The 20857-nt window shown below is 69.8% G+C and carries 19 protein-coding genes and 1 pseudogene; 10 read left to right on the top strand and 10 right to left on the bottom strand.

Annotated features, from left to right (window positions below; genetic code table 11):
- Positions 1–154: 154 nt before the first annotated feature.
- The 8 genes and pseudogenes from LY13_RS10550 to LY13_RS10515 all read left to right on the top strand — a co-directional run bounded on the left by LY13_RS10550 (position 155) and on the right by LY13_RS10515 (position 6874).
- The gene (locus LY13_RS10550) at positions 155–1009 is read left to right on the top strand and encodes an ABC transporter substrate-binding protein (RefSeq protein ID WP_253828159.1); all 855 of its coding nucleotides are present in this window, start codon (positions 155–157) and stop codon (positions 1007–1009) included.
- Positions 1010–1018: 9 nt separating this feature from the next.
- Positions 1019–1669, top strand: a pseudogene (locus LY13_RS10545) (amino acid ABC transporter permease); the annotation flags it as partial.
- A 72-nt stretch (positions 1670–1741) separates the two neighbouring features.
- Entirely contained in the window at positions 1742–2563 is an 822-nt protein-coding gene (locus LY13_RS10540) for an amino acid ABC transporter ATP-binding protein (protein WP_308216304.1), read from the top strand.
- Positions 2560–3567: an agmatinase gene (speB, locus tag LY13_RS10535; protein ID WP_253828157.1), complete on the top strand. Its 1008-nt coding sequence runs from the start codon at positions 2560–2562 to the stop codon at positions 3565–3567. The genes LY13_RS10540 and speB overlap by 4 nt, the downstream gene beginning before the upstream one ends.
- Positions 3564–4064, top strand: a complete 501-nt coding sequence (locus LY13_RS10530) for a hypothetical protein (RefSeq protein ID WP_253828156.1) — start codon at positions 3564–3566, stop codon at positions 4062–4064. Before speB ends, LY13_RS10530 begins: the two co-directional genes overlap by 4 nt.
- On the top strand, positions 4061–5086 hold the full coding sequence (locus tag LY13_RS10525) for a LysR family transcriptional regulator (RefSeq protein WP_253828155.1): 1026 nt from the start codon (positions 4061–4063) through the stop codon (positions 5084–5086). Before LY13_RS10530 ends, LY13_RS10525 begins: the two co-directional genes overlap by 4 nt.
- A 26-nt stretch (positions 5087–5112) precedes the next feature.
- Positions 5113–5721 carry a DUF1989 domain-containing protein gene (locus tag LY13_RS10520; protein WP_301298784.1) on the top strand — a complete coding sequence of 203 codons (609 nt, stop codon included), beginning with the start codon at positions 5113–5115 and terminating at the stop codon, positions 5719–5721.
- A gap of 145 nt (positions 5722–5866) precedes the next feature.
- A complete protein-coding gene (locus LY13_RS10515; protein ID WP_253828152.1) occupies positions 5867–6874 on the top strand; it encodes an SGNH/GDSL hydrolase family protein in 1008 nt (335 codons plus the stop codon).
- A gap of 99 nt (positions 6875–6973) precedes the next feature.
- Here the strand turns inward: LY13_RS10515 and LY13_RS10510 are convergent, their stop codons facing one another.
- The 5 genes from LY13_RS10510 to LY13_RS10490 form a co-directional block, all read right to left on the bottom strand.
- On the bottom strand, positions 6974–9655 hold the full coding sequence (locus LY13_RS10510) for a valine--tRNA ligase (RefSeq protein WP_253828150.1): 2682 nt from the start codon (positions 9653–9655) through the stop codon (positions 6974–6976).
- 63 nt (positions 9656–9718) lie between these two features.
- Complete coding sequence (locus LY13_RS10505; RefSeq protein ID WP_253828146.1) at positions 9719–10390, bottom strand: GOLPH3/VPS74 family protein; 672 nt, start codon at positions 10388–10390, stop codon at positions 9719–9721.
- Positions 10391–10487: 97 nt separating this feature from the next.
- Positions 10488–13025 (bottom strand): M14 family zinc carboxypeptidase, encoded by a 2538-nt coding sequence (locus LY13_RS10500; protein WP_253828145.1) that lies wholly within the window; start codon positions 13023–13025, stop codon positions 10488–10490.
- Between the two features lie 147 nt (positions 13026–13172).
- On the bottom strand, positions 13173–13328 hold the full coding sequence (locus tag LY13_RS10495; protein ID WP_253828257.1) for an MFS transporter small subunit: 156 nt from the start codon (positions 13326–13328) through the stop codon (positions 13173–13175).
- 46 nt (positions 13329–13374) lie between these two features.
- Positions 13375–14742, bottom strand: coding sequence for an OFA family MFS transporter (locus LY13_RS10490; RefSeq protein WP_253828144.1), 1368 nt, complete (start codon positions 14740–14742; stop codon positions 13375–13377).
- A gap of 107 nt (positions 14743–14849) precedes the next feature.
- On the opposite strand from LY13_RS10490, the gene fdhD reads away from it, so the two are divergent.
- Both fdhD and LY13_RS10480 read left to right on the top strand, forming a co-directional pair.
- Positions 14850–15677 carry a formate dehydrogenase accessory sulfurtransferase FdhD gene (fdhD, locus tag LY13_RS10485; RefSeq protein WP_253828143.1) on the top strand — a complete coding sequence of 276 codons (828 nt, stop codon included), beginning with the start codon at positions 14850–14852 and terminating at the stop codon, positions 15675–15677.
- Positions 15655–16530, top strand: a complete 876-nt coding sequence (locus LY13_RS10480) for an alpha/beta hydrolase (protein WP_372493807.1) — start codon at positions 15655–15657, stop codon at positions 16528–16530. The genes fdhD and LY13_RS10480 overlap by 23 nt, the downstream gene beginning before the upstream one ends.
- Positions 16531–16534: 4 nt before the next feature.
- Here LY13_RS10480 and LY13_RS10475 read toward each other — a convergent pair whose 3' ends face one another.
- The 5 genes from LY13_RS10475 to LY13_RS10455 all read right to left on the bottom strand — a co-directional run bounded on the left by LY13_RS10475 (position 16535) and on the right by LY13_RS10455 (position 20752).
- Entirely contained in the window at positions 16535–17464 is a 930-nt protein-coding gene (locus tag LY13_RS10475; RefSeq protein WP_253828247.1) for an anti-sigma factor RsbA family regulatory protein, read from the bottom strand.
- A 104-nt stretch (positions 17465–17568) separates the two neighbouring features.
- Positions 17569–17937 carry a hypothetical protein gene (locus tag LY13_RS10470; RefSeq protein WP_253828141.1) on the bottom strand — a complete coding sequence of 123 codons (369 nt, stop codon included), beginning with the start codon at positions 17935–17937 and terminating at the stop codon, positions 17569–17571.
- A gap of 17 nt (positions 17938–17954) precedes the next feature.
- A complete protein-coding gene (gene clpX / locus LY13_RS10465) occupies positions 17955–19250 on the bottom strand; it encodes an ATP-dependent Clp protease ATP-binding subunit ClpX (protein WP_253828140.1) in 1296 nt (431 codons plus the stop codon).
- A 235-nt stretch (positions 19251–19485) separates the two neighbouring features.
- The gene (locus LY13_RS10460; protein ID WP_253828139.1) at positions 19486–20115 is read right to left on the bottom strand and encodes an ATP-dependent Clp protease proteolytic subunit; all 630 of its coding nucleotides are present in this window, start codon (positions 20113–20115) and stop codon (positions 19486–19488) included.
- Between the two features lie 25 nt (positions 20116–20140).
- On the bottom strand, positions 20141–20752 hold the full coding sequence (locus LY13_RS10455; RefSeq protein WP_308216297.1) for a ClpP family protease: 612 nt from the start codon (positions 20750–20752) through the stop codon (positions 20141–20143).
- Positions 20753–20857: the final 105 nt, after the last annotated feature.

Raw genomic sequence — 20857 nt, 5'->3', positions numbered from 1 at the left:
CATTTCGCCGGTGTTTCATCAGCTCGGGCGATGCAGTCCATCGATGTTCGACGCTTATTCATGCCTTCGATGCGCGCATAACCTCGGACGCATCTTCCCCCGCTCCGCTCACCCGGACGACGTCGAACGTCGGCTCGCACGAAGGGAAACCGCGATGACCCACTCCCCCGCATCCCCCGTTCCCCGCCGAGGCTCCCGCCGGGGCCGCAGACTCGCCGCCCTCTCCGCAGGGGCACTTCTCCTGGCCACCGCCGCCTGCAGCGGATCCGACGCGGGCTCGGGTGACGAACTGTCCGTCGGCATCGACCTGACCTACCCGCCGTACGACAAGCGGGAGAACGGCCAGCCTGCGGGATTCGACGTCGAGTTCGTGGATGCGATGGCCGAGAAGATGGACAGGACCCCGGACTACCAGGACGTGCGGTTCGCGCAGATCATCCAGGGGCTCAAGGGGAACCGCTACGACATGGTGGCGTCGGCGCTCTACTTCTCCGCCGAGCGCCTCGAGCAGGTGGACATGGTGCCCTACTTCCAGACCGGCTCGTCGATCATCGTCCCCGGCGATTCCGATGCCGGCGAGATCACCGACCTGTGCGGAGAAAAGGTGGGCGCCCTGACCGGCAGCGTGCACCACGACGCCGCCGCGGAGAAGATCCCGGCGCTGTGCGAGGACGCGGGCGAGAGCACCGTCGACGCCCGCGAGTACCCGACCGACCCCGAGGCCACGTCGGCGATGCAGGCGGGCCAGGTCCAGGCCACGGTCACCGACGCCGCGGTGGCCGCCGAGGTCGTCGAGAGCTCCGACGGTGAGTTGAAACTCCTCAACGACGAGTTGCTCTGGCCGACGGCGGTGGGCCTGGCCGTCAACAAGGGCAACGACGAGCTGCGCTCGTCCATCGAGCAGGCCATCGCGGACATGAAGGAGGACGGGACCTATGACCGGCTGCTCGAGTCCTACAACCTCGAACCGGTCGACGACCAGGTACTCGAAGAGTCGAAGAACAGCTGAGGCGCCCGCATGAGTTTCGACTGGAACTACGCGCTGAGCCTGCTGTCGTTCGGTGACTTCTGGACCGCGTGTCTCGTCGTCGTGGCACTGAGCCTGTCGTCGTGGCTACTCGGCAACGTCGTCGGCATCGTCGCCGCCTTCATGAAGGAGTCCCGGGTCGCACCGGTGCGCTGGCTCGCAGCGGGATACGTCTGGCTGTTCCGCAGCCTTCCGCTCCTCGTGCTGTTGGTGTTCGTCTACAACCTGCCGCAGATGTTCCCCGGGTTGGCCGACGTGCTCAGCTCGGCCTTCGTCGTCGGCCTGATCTCGCTGGTGCTCAGCGAAGGCGCCTACATGGCGGAGATCCACCGGGGCGGACTGCTGTCGGTGCGGCCCGACCAGCGGGAGGCCGCGCAGGCGCTGGGGCTGCGGTACCTGACCGCACAGCGACTCGTCGTGCTGCCGCAGGCGTTCCGGGTGGCGATCCCGTCGCTGGGCAACGAGCTGACGACGATCATCAAGCTCTCCTCGCTGGTGTCGACCATCTCGCTGACGGAAATCCTGCTCGTCGGCCAGCGGCTGTACACCGACAACTTCAAAGTGCTCGAGACGATGCTGATCGTGGCCTTCTACTACGTGCTCATCGTGAGCTTCTTCGACGTCGTGCGCAGGCTCATCGAGAATCGGCTCGACGTCACGCGGCGGAAGACCGCCGCCGTCGCGGCCACCGACCGCACCGACCGCCCGGTGCGCGTGGCGCGGCCGCGCCGGGAGCACACCGGCAGCCCCGTCGTGCGGGTCGAGGATGTCGACAAGTCGTTCGGCGACAACACCGTGCTGTCCGATGTGGATCTCGACGTGCACGAAGGCGAGGTCGTGGTCGTCATCGGACCGTCGGGGTCGGGCAAGACGACGCTGCTGCGGACACTCAACCACCTGGAGTCCGTCGATGCGGGCCGGGTGGAGATCAACGGCGCCCTCATGGGCTACAAGCTCGACGACGACGGCACCCCGCGTGAGCTGCCGGACGCCGAGGTGTCGCGGCAACGGCGCGAGGTGGGGATGGTGTTCCAACGGTTCAACCTGTTCCCCCACCGGACCGCCGTCGAGAACGTGCTCCTGGCACCGACGGCGTTGCGGCTGCCCGACGCCGTCGACCGTGCCGGCGCGCTGGACCTGCTCGAGCGGGTCGGACTGCGCGAGCACGCCGACAAGTACCCCCACCAGCTGTCGGGCGGGCAGCAGCAGCGTGTCGCGATCGCGCGGGCCATCGCGATGAACCCTAAGGTGCTGCTGTTCGACGAGCCCACCTCGGCGCTCGACCCGGAACTCGTGGGCGAGGTGCTCGGCACGATCGCCGACCTGGCCGACGAGGGCCGCACGATGGTCGTCGTGACCCACGAAATGCGCCTTGCCCGGGACGTGGCCGACTGGGTCGTGTTCATGGAGGACGGCCGTGTCGTCGCCCAGGGACCGCCGGACGAGGTGCTCGGAACGGGCGCCACCCCGCGGGTGGCGCGCTTCCTGCAGCAGGTCGACCACACCGGTCCGGCGGCCGAGGAGGTGCGCTCGTGACAACCGATCCCGTACAGCCGGTGAGCGGCACCGAGGTGCCGCGGTTCGCCGGGGCGGCCACGTTCGCCCGCCTGCCCACGATCGATGCGGTACCCGACTACGACGTCGCCGTCCTGGGAGTTCCGTTCGACGGCGGCACGTCGTACCGGCCCGGAGCGCGTTTCGGGCCCATGGCGGTCCGCCAGGCATCACGGCATCTGCGGCCCGCCTACCACGTCGAACTGGACGTGGCCCCCTTTCGAACCACTCAGGTCGTCGACGCCGGGGACGTAGCGGCGAACCCGTTCTCCATCGACGCGGCACTCGGCGAGATCGGCAGGCACGCCGACGCGGTCTCCGGTGACGGGCGAGCGCTCGTCACGATCGGGGGAGACCACACCGTCGCGCTCCCGCTGCTGCGGTCGGTCGCCCGCAGGCACGGTCCCGTGGCGCTGGTGCACTTCGACGCCCATCTCGACACGTGGGACACCTATTTCGGTGCGCCGCACACCCACGGCACCCCGTTCCGGCGGGCGTTCGAGGAGGGCCTGCTGCTCGAGGAGAAGTGCCTGCACGCGGGCATTCGCGGGCCGATCTACGACATGTCCGACCTGCGCGCGGACGAGTCGTTCGGGTTCCGCACCATCCGGGCTGCCGAACTCGACGTCATCGGCGTGGAGGCGGCCGCGCGGAAGATCCGCGACCGCGTCGGCGATGCGCCGGTGTACCTGTCGATCGACATCGACGTGCTCGACCCGGCGTTCGCACCCGGAACAGGAACACCCGAGGTCGGCGGGTTACAGAGCCGCGAACTGCTCGCCCTGCTGCGGTCGCTCACCGGCCTGAACCTCGTCGGGGCCGACGTCGTCGAGGTCGCACCCGCCTACGACCACGCCGAGATCACCTCGCTCACCGCCGCCACCGTCGTGTTCGACCTCGTCGCGCTACTGGCACGAGGTCGGACGTCCCAGGCACCGTCACCTCCCGAAGACCCGGCACGCACACCCCCAGGAGGTTCACCATGATGCGCACGTTCTGCTTCGACAAGCTCGCCGTACTCGCCGAGGACATCCACTTCGTCGACCCCGACCCCTACCCGGGTCAGGAGGGCGCGGAGCGCGGTGTCCGCGTCGAACTGCGGCTCCTGGATCCGCAGCCGCAGACCGGTTCCGTGTATTCGTCGAGCAGGATCGTGCTCGACACGGCCGTGTGGCGCGTCGACATACTGGAATCGGTCGCCGCGGGTCCCGGAAGCCGCGACCGCGTGCACTATCACCCGGACATGGCCGACAACGAACCCGGTGATCGCGTCTTCGACTCGGAGCTGTCGGCCGACCCGGAGACGTGGCTGGCGGCGCGGCTCGCCGCGCCCGCGGACTTCCTGGGGGACAAACTCGGCGACCTCACGGCGTACGACAGCGACCTCGCCGCGCTGCGCACCGAGGCCGGCACGATCGTCGACGCCGTGTCGGACCTGCTCCGCCGGGTACGTGCCGGCGAACTGGCGCAGGAGCCGGCATGACCTCCGCGGACCTCACACCGGTACCCGACTCCGGTGGAACCATTGGGTCCGCACCCGCGCACTCGGTGACCTTCACCCAGCTGCGCTACTTCGTCGAGGCCGCGAGCCGACTGAGCATGACGGAGGCATCGCTGCACCTCCACGTCGCGCAGTCGGCGGTCTCGTCGGCAGTCGCCGCGCTGGAACGTCAACTCGGCGCGCAGTTGTTCATTCGCAAGCATTCGAAGGGGCTCGTCCTGACCCCTGCCGGACGCGACTTCCTCCGGGACGCGCGATCGGTCCTCGACCACCTCGGCGAGGTCCTCACCGCCGCCCAGGGGGACCGGGACACCGTCCGCGGCACCGTGCGCCTCGCCATGATGGTGACGCTCATGCCGTTCGTCCTGCCCTCCCTGTTGACCGACCTGCGCGGCCGCTACCCGGATCTCGATGTGGTCGTCACGGAGTCCGAGCCGAGCGGCGTCGGAGCGGCACTGTGCGACGGCTCGGTGGATCTCGCGATCGGTTACGACCTGCTGCTGTCGGAGGACATCGACCACGAGGTCGTGGCCGACGCACCGCCGTACGTGCTGTTGCCGCCCACGCACCGGCTGGCGCGGCAGCCCCGGGTGTCGCTGCGTGACCTCGCGAACGAACCGATGGTGCTGCTGGACCTGCCCGGCAGCCGCGACTACTTCATCCGGCTGTTGCGCGACAGCGGCATCCAACCCGACGTCCGCTATCGCACGACGAACTACGAGGCGGTACGAGCGTTGGTCGCCCGTGGCCACGGGTTCGCGATCCTCAACCAGGTCTCGGCCGGGTCGGTGACCTACGACGGTGGCCGGGCCGTGGCCCGCCCGATCGCCGACGAGGTGCCCGCGCTTCCGGTGGTGCTGTCGTGGCTCAACACGGGGCGGCTCACCGGCCGCATCCGTACCGTGGCCGAGCGGGCCAGGGAGGTGGTACCCGCGTCGATCCGGGCCATCCGCGCCGACGCGGCCGCCGACGAACGCCGGGCGGACACCGAACCCATACCCTGACGACCGCGCGGTGACGGCCCCGGCAGCTGCAACGGGCGCACGTCTCGACGTTCGACCGATTGTGGTCGATGCTGCCCTACCTGCGGCCGCTACTGACCGTCACGTCCGACACGCTCGGCGACCGCGGGCCCGACTCCGACGGCGGCCGGGTGCACGACCTGCTCGGCACCCGCTGCGATCCGTACGTCAACCGCATGCTCACCGGCGAGGACTTCGACTACCACTGTCATTCGAACCGCGTCCGCGCCGTCGCGCCGTACGGGCTGACCGAGTTCGACGTCCACGACGTGCTCAACGTGTTCCAGTGCACCAGGTTGACCGCCGACGACCGTTACGTCATGAAGGCCTGCCCCGCCCGTCCCGGCGACCACTTCGAGTTCTTCGCCGAACAGGACCTGCTGTGCGCGCTCTCGACGTGTCCCGGCGGTGACCTGTCCGTACCGCTGTGGGGTCCGAACGCCCGTGACCCGATCGATGTGTGCCACCCGATCGGCGTCGAGGTGTACCGCGTCGACTCCGCGCTACTGGAGGGGTGGCGGCAACCGGACGTCGCCGCCTACGCAGGCGGACACGGGCTCACCACACCCGAATGGGGATCGACGGCCACGCAGTGTGACGGCCCCGACCAGGCGTGACGGAGCATTGCCCGCTCCGGCGATCACAGGTGGTGATCGCCGCGTCCTCGGGTCGGGCGATCACGTCTACACGTTCGCCGTCTGGCCACCGCCGTTCGCGAACGGATAGGACATAACAGACCTGTCCGACGGCGATCGGGGACGCATGCGGACATCGCGGGCCGACCACACCGACCACACCGAGTTCCACACACCACCGCGGCGCGGCCACACCGCACCGCCCGTCCCGTCGGCCACGCGCCGGACGAGACGACTGGCGGCGACGTTCGGCGCACTGCTGCTGTGCCTCGCGTCGGCGCTCGCGGTCGCCCCGTCGGCGGCGGCATCCGGACCACCGCGGTTCGACCGCTACGTCGCGCTCGGCGACTCGTACACCTCGGGACCGCTGATCCCGCTGCCCAAGCCCACCGCACCGCTCGGCTGCGCCCGCTCCACGGCGAACTACCCGACGATGCTCGCCGCCCAGCTCCGTATCGGCTCGTTCCGCGACGTCAGCTGCGGCGGCGCGACCACCGACCACATGACCGAGCCCCAACGCACCCCGCTCGGCACCAACCCGCCCCAGCTCGACGCCCTACGACCCGGCACGGACCTCGTCACGCTCGGCATCGGCGGCAACGACGAGAACGTCTTCGGCAGCATCATCGGCACCTGTCCCGGGCTGCGCGCCGAGGATCCGTCCGGCAGCCCCTGCCGGGATCACTTCACGGACGACGGCACCGACACCCTCGCCGAAGCGGTCGCCCGCACCGGGCAGCGCGCCGGAGCGGTGCTCGACGAGATCGCGGTCCGTTCACCGCAGGCCACGGTCCTTGTCGTCGGATATCCCCGCATCACGCCCGCACCCGGCACGGGAGTCACCTGCCCGGACGTCCTGCCGTTCGCCGACGGAGACCTCGCCTGGGCCGACGACATCGAATCGTCGCTCAACGACGCGCTCCGCACGGCGGCCGAGCACCACGGTGCATCCTTTGTGGACATGTATCCGGCGTCCTACGGTCACGACGCGTGCGCCGGCCTGCAGGCGTGGATCCAGGGCAAGGACACCAATCCCCTGGTCGCCATGTCGTATCACCCGAACGCCGCCGGGATGTACGGCGTCGCCACCCAGCTCCGCCGCACCCTCGACGCGGCACCTGCACCAACACGCTGACGCGGCGACCACGCCGGGCCGCCTCGCCGCCGACACGGGCGTGGCCCGCTCCTCCACTCGACGCGGAGTCGCGGGCCACGGCGGGAACGGCACCTGCGGTCAGGATTCCGGGAGTGATTCCAACCGGGCGGTGATGCGTTCGATGTCGCCTGCGGCCGTGTCACGTCGCACGCGGATCTTGTCGACCACGTCGGCCGGCGCCTTGTCGAGGAACGCCTGGTTGCCGAGTTTGCCCTCGGTCTGCTTGAGCTCCTTCTCCGCCGCCGCCAGGTCCTTCTCGAGCCGCTTGCGCTCCGCCGCGACGTCGATCGTGCCCGAGGTGTCGACCTCGACCACCGCTGTGCCGTCGGCCAGCGCGACCTCGAGCGACGCCGTGGCCGTGAAGTCGTCGCCCGGCTCGGTCAGCTTCGCCAGCGAACGGACGGCCTCCTCGTGCGCCGCGACCGCGTCGAAACCGGGGCCGGACAGCCGGGTCGCCACCTTCTGCCCCGGCTTGAGGCCCTGATCGGAGCGGAACCGGCGCACCTCCGTGACGAGCTTCTGCACGTCGTCGATGCGGCCCTCGGCAGCCGGGTCGGCGACGGGCAGCGACTCGCCCTTCGGCCAGTCGGCCACCACCAACGACGCTCCCCCACCGGCTACGCCCTCATTGGTGGGGGCACGCCCACTGCCGGTGAGCGTCGTCCACAGCCGTTCGGTCACGAACGGGACGAACGGGTGCAGCAGCCGCAGCACCGTGTCCAGGGCGTGCCCGAGGACGGCGCGGGTGTCGTCGGCCTTGTCCCCGGACAGCTGCACCTTGGCCAGCTCGATGTACCAGTCGCACAGCTCGCCCCACGTGAAGTGGTACAGCGTGTTCGTGGCCTTGGCGAACTGGAACTCCTCGAGTAGTTCATCCACTTCGGACAGAACGGTGGACAGGCGGCCCAGGATCCACCGGTCCGCCTCGGTCATGTCCTCGACCGCGGGAAGCGGACGTGCGGTGGTCGCACCGTTCATGATCGCGAACCGCGCCGCATTCCACAGCTTGGTGCAGAAGTTGCGCGACCCGGCCGCCCAGTCCTCGGCCAGGGCCAGGTCCGTGCCCGGGTTGGCACCGCGGGCGAGCGTGAACCGCGTGGCGTCGGCGCCGTAGTTGTCCATCCAGTCGATCGGGTCGAGCACGTTGCCCTTCGACTTCGACATCTTCTTGCCGTGCTGGTCGCGGATCAGCCCGTGCAGGTAGATGTGCTGGAACGGCACGGACTGCTCGGCGCCGCGGTGCCCCATCCCGTGCAGGCCGAACATCATCATCCGCACGACCCAGAAGAACAGGATGTCGTAGCCGGTGGACAGCACCGTCGTCGGATAGAACTTCGCCAGGTCGGCGGTGTCGTCCGGCCAGCCCATCGTGGAGAACGGCCACAGGCCCGACGAGAACCACGTGTCGAGGACGTCGGAGTCCTGATGCCACCCCTCGCCCGACGGCGGTTGTTCGTCCGGGCCGACGCAGACCTTCTCGCCGTTCGGGCCGTACCAGACCGGGATCCGGTGCCCCCACCACAGTTGGCGGGAGATCGTCCAGTCGTGCATGTTGTCGACCCAGTCGAAGTAGCGCTTCGCCAACTCCGGCGGATGGATCTGCACCCGGCCGTCGCGCACGGCGTCCCCCGCGGCCTGGGCGAGCGGGCCGACCTTGACCCACCACTGCAGCGACAGCCGCGGCTCGACGACCGTGTCGCAGCGCGAACAGTGCCCGACGGCGTGCACGTACGGCCGCTTCTCCGCGACGATCCGGCCGTCCTCCCGCAAGGCCGCGACGATCGCGGGACGCGCCTCGAACCGGTCCATGCCCTCGAACGGACCCGACGCGGTGATCACGGCCCGCTCGTCCATGATCGACGGCATGGGCAGGTCGTGCCGCCTGCCGATCTCGAAGTCGTTCGGGTCGTGCGCGGGGGTCACCTTCACCGCGCCGGTGCCGAACTCGGGGTCGACGTGCTCATCGGCCACGATCGGGATACGCCGTCCGGTGAGCGGCAGCTCGACCTCGGTGCCGACGAGGTGCCGGTACCGCTCGTCGTCGGGGTGCACCGCGACGGCCGTGTCGCCGAGCATCGTCTCCGCACGCGTCGTGGCGACGACGACCGACGCGTCACCCTCGCCGTAGCGGATCGACACGAGCTCGCCGTCGTCGTCGGAGTGGTCGACCTCGATGTCCGACAGCGCCGTCATGCACCGCGGGCACCAGTTGATGATGCGCTCGGCCTGGTAGATCAGCCCCTCGTCGTAGAGGCGCTTGAACATGGTCTGCACGGCGCGGGAGAGCCCCTCGTCCATCGTGAAGCGCTCGCGGGACCAGTCGATGCTCTCGCCGAGCCGCTTCATCTGGCCGAGGATCTTGCCCCCGTACTCGTTCTTCCACTCCCAGACACGCTCGACGAACTTCTCCCGGCCGAGGTCGTGGCGGGACGTGCCTTCCTTCGCGAGTTCCCGCTCGACGACGTTCTGCGTGGCGATGCCCGCGTGGTCCATGCCCGGCAGCCACAGCACCTCGTAGCCCTGCATGCGGCGGCGCCTGCTCATCGCGTCCATGAGGGTGTGGTTCAGGGCGTGGCCCATGTGCAGCGTGCCGGTGACGTTCGGCGGCGGCAGTACGATGGAGAACGGCGGCTTGTCCGACGACGCGTCGGCCGTGAAGTAGCCCGCGTCTACCCAGCGCTGGTACAGGGCGGCCTCTTCGTCGGCCGGGTTCCATGCGGTGGGAAGGTCCGTGTGCTGCTGGTTCGCGTTCTCCGTCACAGCCGGTAAGTCTACGAACCCCCTCGCGCCGGTTCGTCACCGGCGTACCCGCTCGCGGCCCGCCTACGAGGTGGTGACCACGGCCGCCGCCATCACCACGACCATCACGGCCGCCGTCACCTCGTCGATCGCCTTCCGCACTGCGTCGCTGCCCCAGTTGCCCTCGGCGACCTCCTCGGCCCGTTTCCTCGTCGCCTTGGCGTCGTCGGTCGGGAACGCATGCCCGACCGATTTCGTGGCGACGAGCAGTGCGATCACCGCGGCGGTGCGGTCGTCGGGCTCCCCGCCCTCCACCAGCACCCGGTGCAACTCGGCGCGGAGCTGCTCCTCGTGCCGGCCGTCGGCCGCAGGCCAGCGGGTGACGGGGAACAGTCTGAGCACCTTCCTGCTCTCCCGCCGCAACACGCCGCGGTCGGCGAGGCCGGACAGCAGCCGGTCGACCGGGTTGTGCTGGGCGAGCCTGGCGACGGCGTCCTTCGGCTTGGCACCCTCCTTGTCGGCCAGTGCCGTCAGTGCGCCGTCCAGTTCCGCATCACCCACCGGGGTGGGGTCGCGCAACACGATGCGACCGGGCTTGCCCTCGTCGGCCTCGCCGGTGATGTCCACCTTGCCGAGCAGCGTCAGCTCGAGCAGGAGCGCCCCGGCCACGGCCTCGTCGAGGTTCTCGATCCCCGAGACGGGTTTGCCCTCCGTGTCGTCGAACGCCAACAGCAGCAGGTCCTCAGCGATGAGCATGCCCGCAGCCTAGCCCCGGTGGTAGGCGCTCACCACCGATTCGCCGCGAGGCGCCCCGCTCACGTCGGCGGCGTCCGCGGCCCGAGGCACCCCGCCGTCAGGACGCCCAGAACACCGCGTCGGCGACCTGGGCGTACAGCCCCTTCGGATGGTCGCGGAACATCGGCTCGGTACCGAACAGCACCGCCCGCGTACCGCCGTCCGTGACGCCGGAGACGACGGAGGCCTCGCCCGCGGCCTCGGCGGGACCACCCGCGTTCTCGCCCGCACGCCAGTGCCCCGAGACGAGCGGGTCCCTGGCGTAGCGCTGCTCGGCGGTCACGGACTCGCCGAGGCCGGTGAACCACAGCGGCGCGTAGACGAACGAATGCCCGGGCGCACGGTCGAGCACGTCGCCCTCACCGTCGGTCACGGACACGACGCCGTTGGCATCGCCCCGCCCTTCGACCGCGGTGACCGGCAGCAGGCCGGCCGCCTCGTTGAACGCCGCACCGCCCGCACCGCGGGCCACGACACCGCCGCCCTCGTCGAGGAACGCCCGTACCCTGCGCTTCGCGTCCGCGGTCAACGCGTCGTGGTCGAGCCCCGTGGAGACCACCAGCGCGCTCACCCCGTCGAAGTCGAAGCCGTCGTTGAGCACCGCCGTCGACACCGGGCGAACGTCGAAGCCGAGCCCACGCAGCACGGCGAGCTCGTCGGCGGACGCCGCGGCGGCGATCACCGGAGCCGCCACCGGTGTCCCGGACGAGTCCTTGCCCGCCCGGGTGAAGGTCACGCCGAACCGGTCGGCCGCGGTCGCCGCCTCGCTGCGCGCCGACGCCGGGACTACGAGCGTGCCGTCCTCGTCGCGCGTCACCTCGACCCCGCGGTCGAGCAGGTACGTCGCGGCCTGCACGTCGGCACCATCGGTGAGGGTCAGCGCCAGGTCGGCGTTCGGCGACGGCGGGAGCGACCCCGTCGGCCCGGCCGCCGCGACCGGCGTCGTGCGCACCGCGGGCGCCTCGTCGGTGGCGACGTCGACCGTCGCGCCCCACAGCAGTCCGAGACTCCAGCCCGAGATGTCGTACATCCGCGGGACGTCCCCCGAGATGTCCTGACCCGCCGACAACATGGCGTTGGCGAGGCCGCGCTTGGGCTGGTGCATGTCGACGACGTACGAGCCCTTCCGGTACTTCTCCCCGCCGAGGTGGAACGTGTGCTCCGCCCGCGACACCCGCACGTCGTGCGCGACGAGATGGTCGACGAGCCGGGCCGCGGCGGGTGCCGACCGCTGGCCGTCGCCCGCCGGGATCACGTAGGCCCGCGGGAACTCGACGGAGTAGCGGTCCTCCTCGCCGAACCCGGGGACGTATTCGTCGGGGATGTCGCGCTGCGGCTCACCGGCCCAGCCGCGGCGGAACGTCTCGATCTGGTCGGCGAGCAGCTCGCCGCGGTGTTCCTCGGCGTACTCGACGGCCGAGGTGATCGTCGCGGCGGCCACGTCGCGGTTGATGCGCGACCGTCGTTGCAGCTCCTCCACGGGCAGCTGCTCGTACTCCTCGCGGTTCACCCGGAGCGGCACCTCGACGGTGTGGCCCACCGCGCCGTGGTAGATCGAGTACATCGGCGTGAAGATCGGCGGCCAGTCGTCCCACTCGCCCGGCTCGAAGTCGCGGAACGGGATGTCCGCCCGCGCGGTCTCGTCGTAGCCCAGCTTCCCGATGGCGCGTTCCATGCCGAGGGCGTTCTCGTAGGCGTGCTTGATGTAGAGGTCGTACTCGTAGTCCCTGCCGTGCGGCGGCGTCCCCGGCTCGATGAGTGTCGTACCCGTGTAGCCGTGCTCGTCGATCATCACCAGCGGCTGCGTCTCGATCAGCACGTCCCGCACCGCCCGCGACTCCGGCTGGGTCGAGGTGAGGTGGTCACGGTTGACGTCGAAACCCGCGGCGTTCGCGCGCGTACCGGCGACGCGCCCGTCGGGGTTGTTCGTGACGGTCAGGTAGATCCGGGTGGACTCGAGCAGCGCGGCGTCGGCCGGGTCGTCACTGGTGGCGAGCCGGTCGATGACGTCGAGCGCACCGTCGGTGCCCTCCCATTCGTCACCGTGGATGTTGGCGTTGATCCACACCGGCGCCTTGTACTCCCGCGCCAACCGCTCGTTCTCGGCCGCCGCCGTCGGGTCGTCCTCGATCAGCTCGCGCCAGCGCGCCTGTCGTGCCGCCTCCGCGGGCGATTCCGGGGCGGTGAGGGTCACCAGGTACAGGTCCCGGCCCTGCGTGCTCTGCCCGACGACCTCCGCCGAGACACGGTCGCTGCGCTGCTGCAGCTCGTTCAGCTGCGGCGCGATGTCGTGGTACGGCGTCAGTCCGAGTTTGATCGCCTTGTCGTCGGGGTTCTCCGGGAACTCCCGCAGGTCGGTCTGCCGCGGGTAGCCCGCCTGCTGCCCGACCGGCCGGTTCTCCCCCGCCGCCGCGAGCCGTCCGGATGCGGACACGTCCCCGCTCCGCCCCGGCAGGCCCGCGTCGCGGTACGCCGCGTCGCCGGTCCCGCCCGGCGGCGTCGGCTCCTGCGCCCCCGCGGGCGTCGTCAGCGCGGGCACCGTCACGAGGACGGCGAGGGCGGCGAGTCCGCGGCGGACGGATCGGGATACGGCCACGAGAACCTCCGGTCGGCAGCTGTCCCCCTGTCGGGGGTCGGCCGCCCACCCTTTCGCACGGCTAACGACCGCCGCAAGACTCCCGGAGTAACGCGTACGTAAAACCACCCGGCCGCCGCACTCGTCCCGACGGCCGAGCACAGCCGATCAGCCGCCGAAGAGCTGCACCATCTTCCGCGCCAGTTCGAACGCTCCGTAGGCGAACGGCAGTCCGACCCACAGCCACGCCAGGACCAGCAGGCCTCGACGACGCCGTGCCGTCCCGCCGGCCCCCTCCGTCGCTCCGTTCGCACCCTCTGCCATCCGGTTCACCTCTCCGCCGCGTCGGCCCACGCCTCTGCAGTCCGGGTCATCGTCGGTCCCTCGCGGGGTCGCCGGCCTCGGAATCGTCGCTGTCACCCGTACCGGGCTCGTGGAATCGTGGATGCACGGGCCGGACGAACTCGTTCGCGACGAACCCGACGATCAGCAGACCCATCATGATCAGCAACGACGTGAAGTACAGGTCCGGTCCCTGTTTGCCCGCCGCCTCCTGACTGTCGGCGATCGCGTTGACGATCAGCGGGCCCAGCACCCCGGCCGTCGACCACGCCGTCAGCAGCCTGCCGTGGATCGCGCCGACCTCGTAGGTGCCGAACAGGTCCTTCAGGTAGGCCGGGATGGTGGCGAACCCGCCGCCGTAGAACGACAGGATGAGTGCCGCGCACAGCACGAACAGCAACGTCGAGGAGTTCGTCGTCAGCGCGATCGTCAGGTACAGCAGCGCACCCACGCCGAGGTACAGCCGGTAGATGTTCTTACGGCCCACAATGTCCGACGTGGACGACCACACGAACCGGCCGAGCATGTTCGTCAACGACAGCACACCGACGAATCCGGCGGCCGCGGCGGCGCTCACGGGCATCGCCGTGTGACGGAAGAACTCGGTGATCATCGGCGAGGCCTTCTCGAGGATGCCGATACCCGCCGTCACGTTGAGGCACAGCACCAGCCACAGCAGCCAGAACTGGGGCGTGCGCAGCGCGTTGTTGGCCGACACCGCGACCGTGCGGCCACCGGCCTGCTGCACCGGGGTTCCCGGCGGGGTCCAGTCCGGTGCGGGTACGCGCACCAGCACGACCCCGAGACCCATGAATCCGAAGTAGACGACACCGTGCACGAGCATCGTCGTCGCGATGCCGCCGCTGCCGGTGCCGAACCACGCGAGCATCTGGGCCGACCACGGCGAGGCGATCAGCGCGCCGCCGCCGAAGCCCATGATCGCGATACCGGTGGCCATGCCCGGCCGGTCGGGGAACCACTTGATCAGCGTCGACACCGGCGAGATGTACCCGATACCCAGGCCGACACCACCGACGACACCGTAGCCGAGCACGACCACCCAGAACTGTTCCGTGGCCACACCGAGCGCCGAGATCACGAAGCCCGACGAGAAACACGTCATGGACACGAACATCGCCCAGCGGGGACCGTTGCGCTCGACGAGCGTCCCGCCGAAGGCCGCCGAGAGCCCGAGCATCACGATGGCCAGCTGGAACGGCAGGGCACTCTGCGTGCCGCTCAGCCCCAGGGAGCCCTCCAGCGGAGGCTTGAACACGCTCCACGCGTAGACCTGCCCGATCGCCAGGTGCACGGCCAGGGCCGCGGGCGGGACGAGCCACCGGCTCCAGTCCGGCGGCGCGACGGTCCGCGAACGGGCGAGGAAACCGACGGCCATGCGTTCACCTCTCCTACGCTGGAGTCACGGTGCTCGCGTCACAGTAGGCCACTACCCGTGACGTCGCACCCCCGAATCACCGAACCACGTCTGGAGTGGACGCACTGATGGGCCGAGTGACGGTACGCAGGCCGGTACGCATGCTCACGCCGAACGGCGAACGCACCCGCCCGGACGCCCTCGCCGCCGAGGAACCCCTGGAGTTGCGGGTGGCGGGCACCCCGCTCGCGGTCACGATGCGCACACCGGGGAACGACGTCGAGCTCGCGCACGGGTTCCTGCTGTCGGAAGGCGTCGTCGGCAGCCGCGAGGACGTCATGACGGCCCGGTACTGTGCCGGGACGGACGACGACGGCCGGAACACCTACAACGTCCTGGACGTCGCGCTCGCCCCCGGCGTACCGGGGCCCGACCCCGGTGTGGAACGCAACTTCTACACGACGTCGTCCTGCGGCGTGTGCGGCAAGGCGGCGCTGGACGCGGTGAAGCTCAGCACCCGCTTCTCCCCCGCCGAAGCCGCGTTCCCCGTCACTGCCGAGACCCTGTCGACGCTGCCCGACGCGCTCCGGGAGCGGCAGAAGGTGTTCGCCAGCACCGGTGGGCTGCACGCCGCGGCGCTGTTCACCGCCGACGGGACGCTGCTGGACGTGCGTGAGGACGTCGGCAGGCACAACGCCGTCGACAAGGTGCTGGGCAAGGCCCTGCTCGACGGGGCCGTCCCCGCGGCGGACCGTGGGCTGCTCGTCTCCGGCCGCGCCTCGTTCGAGTTGGTGCAGAAAGCGGCGATGGCGGGTATTCCCATGCTGGCCGCCGTCTCCGCACCGTCGTCGTTGGCCGTGGAGCTGGCCGCCGAACAGGGCATGACACTCGTCGGGTTCCTGCGGGGGGCCAGCATGAACGTCTACACCAGGGGTGATCGGGTTGCCGGGGACTGATCGCCGGTCCGCAGTGGTCGGCGGGGCCGCGCTCCTGGCCACCGCGGGACTCGCCGCGCTGACGGGGTCGTCGGCGGCGCATCGGTCGGTCACCACGACCGCCCCGGACATCCGTTCCGAGTCGCTGTTCTCGCGGGCCCGCGGGCAGTACGTCGACCTCGTGCTGATCCTGCCGCCCGAGCGGCCCGTGCAGGAGCTGCCGATGGTGGCGATGCTCCACGCGCGCGGCGGGTCGGCACGTGGAGCATCGCCGAACGGGATGGCCCGATACCTCTCGCAGGCCGTCGCGACGGGCCGGGTGCCACCGTTCGGCCTGGCGGCCGTCGACGGCGGCCCGTACGCCTACTGGCACGAATCCACTCCCGGCGACGACCCGATGGCGATGCTGCTCGAGGAACTGCCGGTGTGGCTGGCCGACCGCGGACTCGGCGGAGTGTCCGGACACCCGTTCGCGGCCGCCGGGACGTCGATGGGCGGCTTCGGCGCGCTGGTCTACACCCGCAGGCGACGCGAACGCGCCACGCCGCTCGCCGCCACCGGGGTCCTCGCCCCGGCACTGCTGACCGACTGGGACGAGATGCGCGAGCGGGAAGCGTTCCGCGACCGGCAGGCATGGGCGGCGCTCGACCCGCTGCGGCATCCGGACACACTCGACGGCACGTCGCTCGGAGTCTGGTGCGGCACGTCGGACCCGTTCGTCGTCGGGACGCGGCGGTTCGTGCGGCGCACCGACCCGGAGGTGGCGGTGTTCCGCGACGGCGGCCACAGCGGGGACTTCTACACCTCCGCCATGCCCGGCCTCGTCGCGTTCCTCGGCAGGCACACGCCGGTACCCGCCGAGCCCCGGACCTGACCGACTACCTGTCGAACCACACCCGGGTGGCGGTGTGGCCGGCGCCGCGATAGGTGCGCACGAGATCGGCAAGCCGGTTCACGAGCAACAAGCCACGTCCACCGATGCGGTCCGGCGGTACCGGAACCCGCCCCGCGAGCAGGTCGGTGTGGCAGCCCGAGTCGTCGACCTGGCAGACGACCGCACCGGTCGAGGCCTCCTGCCACACACACAGGGTTCCGGTGCCGCCGCCGTGCTGCACACTGTTCGCGGCCAGTTCGCCGACGACGAGCGCGATGTCCTCGAACCTGTCTCGCCGGGCACCGAGGCATTCCGCGTGCGCGATCGCGAAGCGCCGTACCTCGGCGAGAGTGTGCAGGTCGAACCGGAACGCGGGCACCGAGGACGGCACGGGCAGCGGCCGGTTGCAGCCGTCGAGCACCGCGTGCGGGTCGTAGGCGGTGCTGTGATGCCTCCCCGTCTCGTCGACGAGGTCCGGATGGGTCGCCACCGCGTCGTCCAGCACGCCCCGGCCGAGCCGCGTCGCGTCGTAGGGGCAGAGGATCACCGCGGGCATTCCGGCGAAGGCCTCGTTGATGAGCGCCTCGTGCTCCACCGCCGCGGCATACTCGACCGAGGAACGCTCGGGCCAGATCGGTTCGCCGACCACCCGCACGCGGCCGCGGTGACTGTCGGCGAACCCGCGCAACACCCCACTCAGGATCGCGCCGGGGTTGCGTCCGGCCGCACTCATGTCCACGAGCTCCACATCGCGGGCGGCCTCACCGAGCTCGCGGGACACCGTGGCGAGCTTGTCGGTCGGCAACGCCAGCGCGACGGGCTCGCCGTTGGCGACGCCGTCCACCGCGAAGGCCGTGATCGCCTGTACGTAGGCGGCCTCGTCGCGGTAGAGCAAAGCCTCGTGCGAGAACTCGCCGGTGGCGACCTCGCCCATCGTTGTCACAGCGTGACGTCCTCTTCGCGTCGGCACACCCTACCGGGAGAGGCTAGCCACAACCTGCGTCCACGAAACCTCGTAACGACGAGTACGCCGGCCCGTCACCACACCCGGTTGATCATGCCGAGCAGCCAGAAGCCCAATGCCACTCCACCTCCCACGACCAGGAGCCAGGCGAACGCCTGCCGGTCTCCGGAGGCGGTGCGTACCCGCCAGGCCGCGGCCGACGCCCCGGCGAACGACACCAGCGGCAGCAGCGGCCACAACGACATCCTCGTGATGGTGGCGATCACGCACACCACCATGAACACGACCAGGCAGCCCGCGATCACCAGCTGTACCCGCGGCTGCCGCAGGCGCAGGGCCGCGACCAGACGTGCCGCCACGTCGTCGGATTCGTTCACCATGTCCCCAGCCGTCCGCTGCGACGTCGACCCCTCCCACACCGGCAGGTCCCGCGACGTCGTCATCAGCGGCGTCCGCCCGGTCAGGCGGACTTCTCCCCGCGCTCACCACCGCGGCGCCGAGACGGCTGCCGCGACACGATCGTCGGGTTCACGTTCTCGCGGACCGTCTGCTCGGTGATGACGACCTTCGCCACGTCCTCGCGGCTCGGGATGTCGTACATGACCGGCTGCAGTACCTCTTCCATGATCGCCCGCAGTCCCCGCGCACCGGTGCCGCGCAGCAGCGCCTGGTCCGCGATCGCCTCGAGCGCCGTGTCCGTGAACTCGAGCTCCACGTTGTCCAGCTCGAACAGCTTCGTGTACTGCTTCGTGAGCGCGTTCCGCGGCTCCGTGAGGATCTGCACGAGCGCGGCCTTGTCCAGGCTCGTCACGCTGGCCATGACCGGTACCCGGCCGATGAACTCGGGGATCAGCCCGAACTTGATCAGGTCTTCCGGCATCGTCTCGCTGAAAACGTCGCTCTGCTCGATCTCCTGCTTCGTGCGGATCTCCGCGCCGAAACCGAGCCCGCGCTTGCCGACCCGCTCGTTGACGATCGCCTCGAGGCCCTGGAACGCACCGGCCACGATGAACAGCACGTTCGTCGTGTCGATCTGGATGAACTCCTGGTGCGGATGCTTACGGCCACCCTGCGGCGGCACCGCGGCGGTGGTCCCCTCGAGGATCTTCAGCAGAGCCTGCTGCACGCCCTCGCCCGAGACATCCCGGGTGATGGACGGGTTCTCCGACTTGCGGGCGATCTTGTCGACCTCGTCGATGTAGATGATGCCCGTCTCCGCACGCTTGACGTCGTAGTCCGCGGCCTGGATCAACTTCAGGAGAATGTTCTCGACGTCCTCGCCGACGTAGCCCGCCTCGGTGAGCGCCGTGGCGTCGGCGATCGCGAACGGGACGTTGAGCATCTTCGCGAGCGTCTGCGCGAGGTAGGTCTTGCCGCAGCCCGTCGGGCCGAGCATCAGGATGTTCGACTTGGCGAGCTCGACCGGCTCGTCCTTCGAATCCTTCGGACCCGCCGAACCCTGCGACTGGATGCGCTTGTAGTGGTTGTACACCGCGACGGCCAGCGAGCGCTTCGCCTCGTCCTGGCCGATGATGTACTGCTCGAGGAAGTCGTGGATCTCCGTGGGCTTCGGCAGCTCGTCGAGCTTGACGTCGCCGGCCTCGGCCAGTTCCTCCTCGATGATCTCGTTGCAGAGATCGATGCACTCATCGCAGATGTAGACGCCTGGTCCGGCGATGAGCTTCTTCACCTGTTTTTGGCTCTTCCCACAGAACGAGCACTTGAGCAGGTCTCCGCCCTCGCCGATGCGTGCCATGGCCGCTGACCTCGTCCCCTCCGGTGCGTCAGGTGCACCTGACTCGTTCTCGGTGCCGCCTGGTGGACACTGTGAACAGGCGCCACGCGCTGTCTCTCGACGCTGTCTCTTGACGGTACCCGCCGGGCGGTACCGATGGGAGTCCGCCGCCCGTGTCGACGGCCTTCCCGACACCATAGCCCGCCGGGCGGGAACCTGTCGGGTGACGACACGCTCCCGCCCGGCGGCCGGTCGATCAGTTCGAGCCTGCGCCCTTGCGGTACGGCAGCACCTCGTCGATGATCCCGTACTCCTTGGCGTCCTCGGCCGTCAGGATCTTGTCACGCTCGACGTCCCTGCGGACCTCTTCCTCGCTCTTGTCCGTGTGCTGGGCGAGCGTGGACTCCATGAGCCGGCGGATCCGCTGGATCTCGGCGGCCTGGATCTCCAGGTCCGACACCTGGCCGTAGGTGCCCTCGGTGGCGGGCTGGTGGATCAGCACGCGGGCGTTCGGCAGCGCGTACCGCTTGCCCTTCGTGCCCGCGGCCAGCAGCACGGCCGCGGCCGAGGCGGCCTGGCCGAGGCACACCGTGGCGATGTCGGGACGCACGAACTGCATCGTGTCGTAGATCGCCATCAACGCGGTGAACGAACCACCGGGCGAGTTGATGTAGATCATGATGTCCCGGTCCGGGTCCTCGTGCTCGAGGTGGAGCAGCTGGGCCATCACGTCGTTGGCCGACGCGTCGTCCACCTGCACGCCCAGCATGATCTGGCGCTCTTCGTAGAGCTTGTTGTACGGGTTCGACTCCTTGATCCCGTAGCTGGTGCGCTCCACGTAGGAGGGCATCACGTACCGGGACTGAGGAAGCTGGAAGTTGCTCATCGATGGTCTCCTTCTCGGGTCCCGGTCAGTTCGAGTTCGAGCCCGGCGCGGGGTTCTCACGCGTCAGCACCTGGTCGACGAAGCCGTAGTCCAGGGCCTCCTGCGCGGTGAACCAGCGGTCGCGGTCACCGTCGGCCAGGATCTGGTCGACCGTCTGGCCAGTCTGGTCGGCCGTGATGCGCGCCAGCTCCTGCTTCCACTTGCCGAAGACCTCGGCCTGGATCGCGATGTCCGACGCCGTACCGCCGACCCCCGCCGACGGCTGGTGCATCAGGATGCGCGCGTGCTCCAGCGCGTAGCGCTTGCCGGGCGTACCCGACGACAGGAGGAACTGGCCCATGGAGGCCGCCATGCCCATCGCGTACGTCGCCACGTCCGGCTCGATGAGCTGCATCGTGTCGTAGATGGCGAAACCGGCCGTGACCGAGCCACCCGGCGAGTTGATGTAGAAGCGGATGTCGGACTGCGAGTCCTCCGCCGACAGCAGCAACAGCTGCGCCGTGATGCGGTTGGCGACCTCGTCATTGACCTCGGAGCCCAGCACCACGATGCGTTCCTGGAGCAGCCGCTCGTACACCGAGTCGGTCAGGTTCAGTCCCGCGGTGCTGGTGCGCCCCTCGGGCATGTGCTGCGTCACGTCTGCCTGCCTTTTTTCGAAGTCTCAGATCTTGCAACCGACCCTAACGAACTCGGGCGGCGCAGAAGTCCTGACACCGCCCGAGTTCGCTCAGAGCATGAAGAG

This window comes from Prauserella aidingensis (assembly GCF_024171865.1).
In the GTDB taxonomy this organism is placed as follows: domain Bacteria; phylum Actinomycetota; class Actinomycetes; order Mycobacteriales; family Pseudonocardiaceae; genus Prauserella; species Prauserella aidingensis.
Note: the sequence above shows the minus strand (reverse complement) of the source record. Positions and strands in the feature narration are given on the sequence as shown.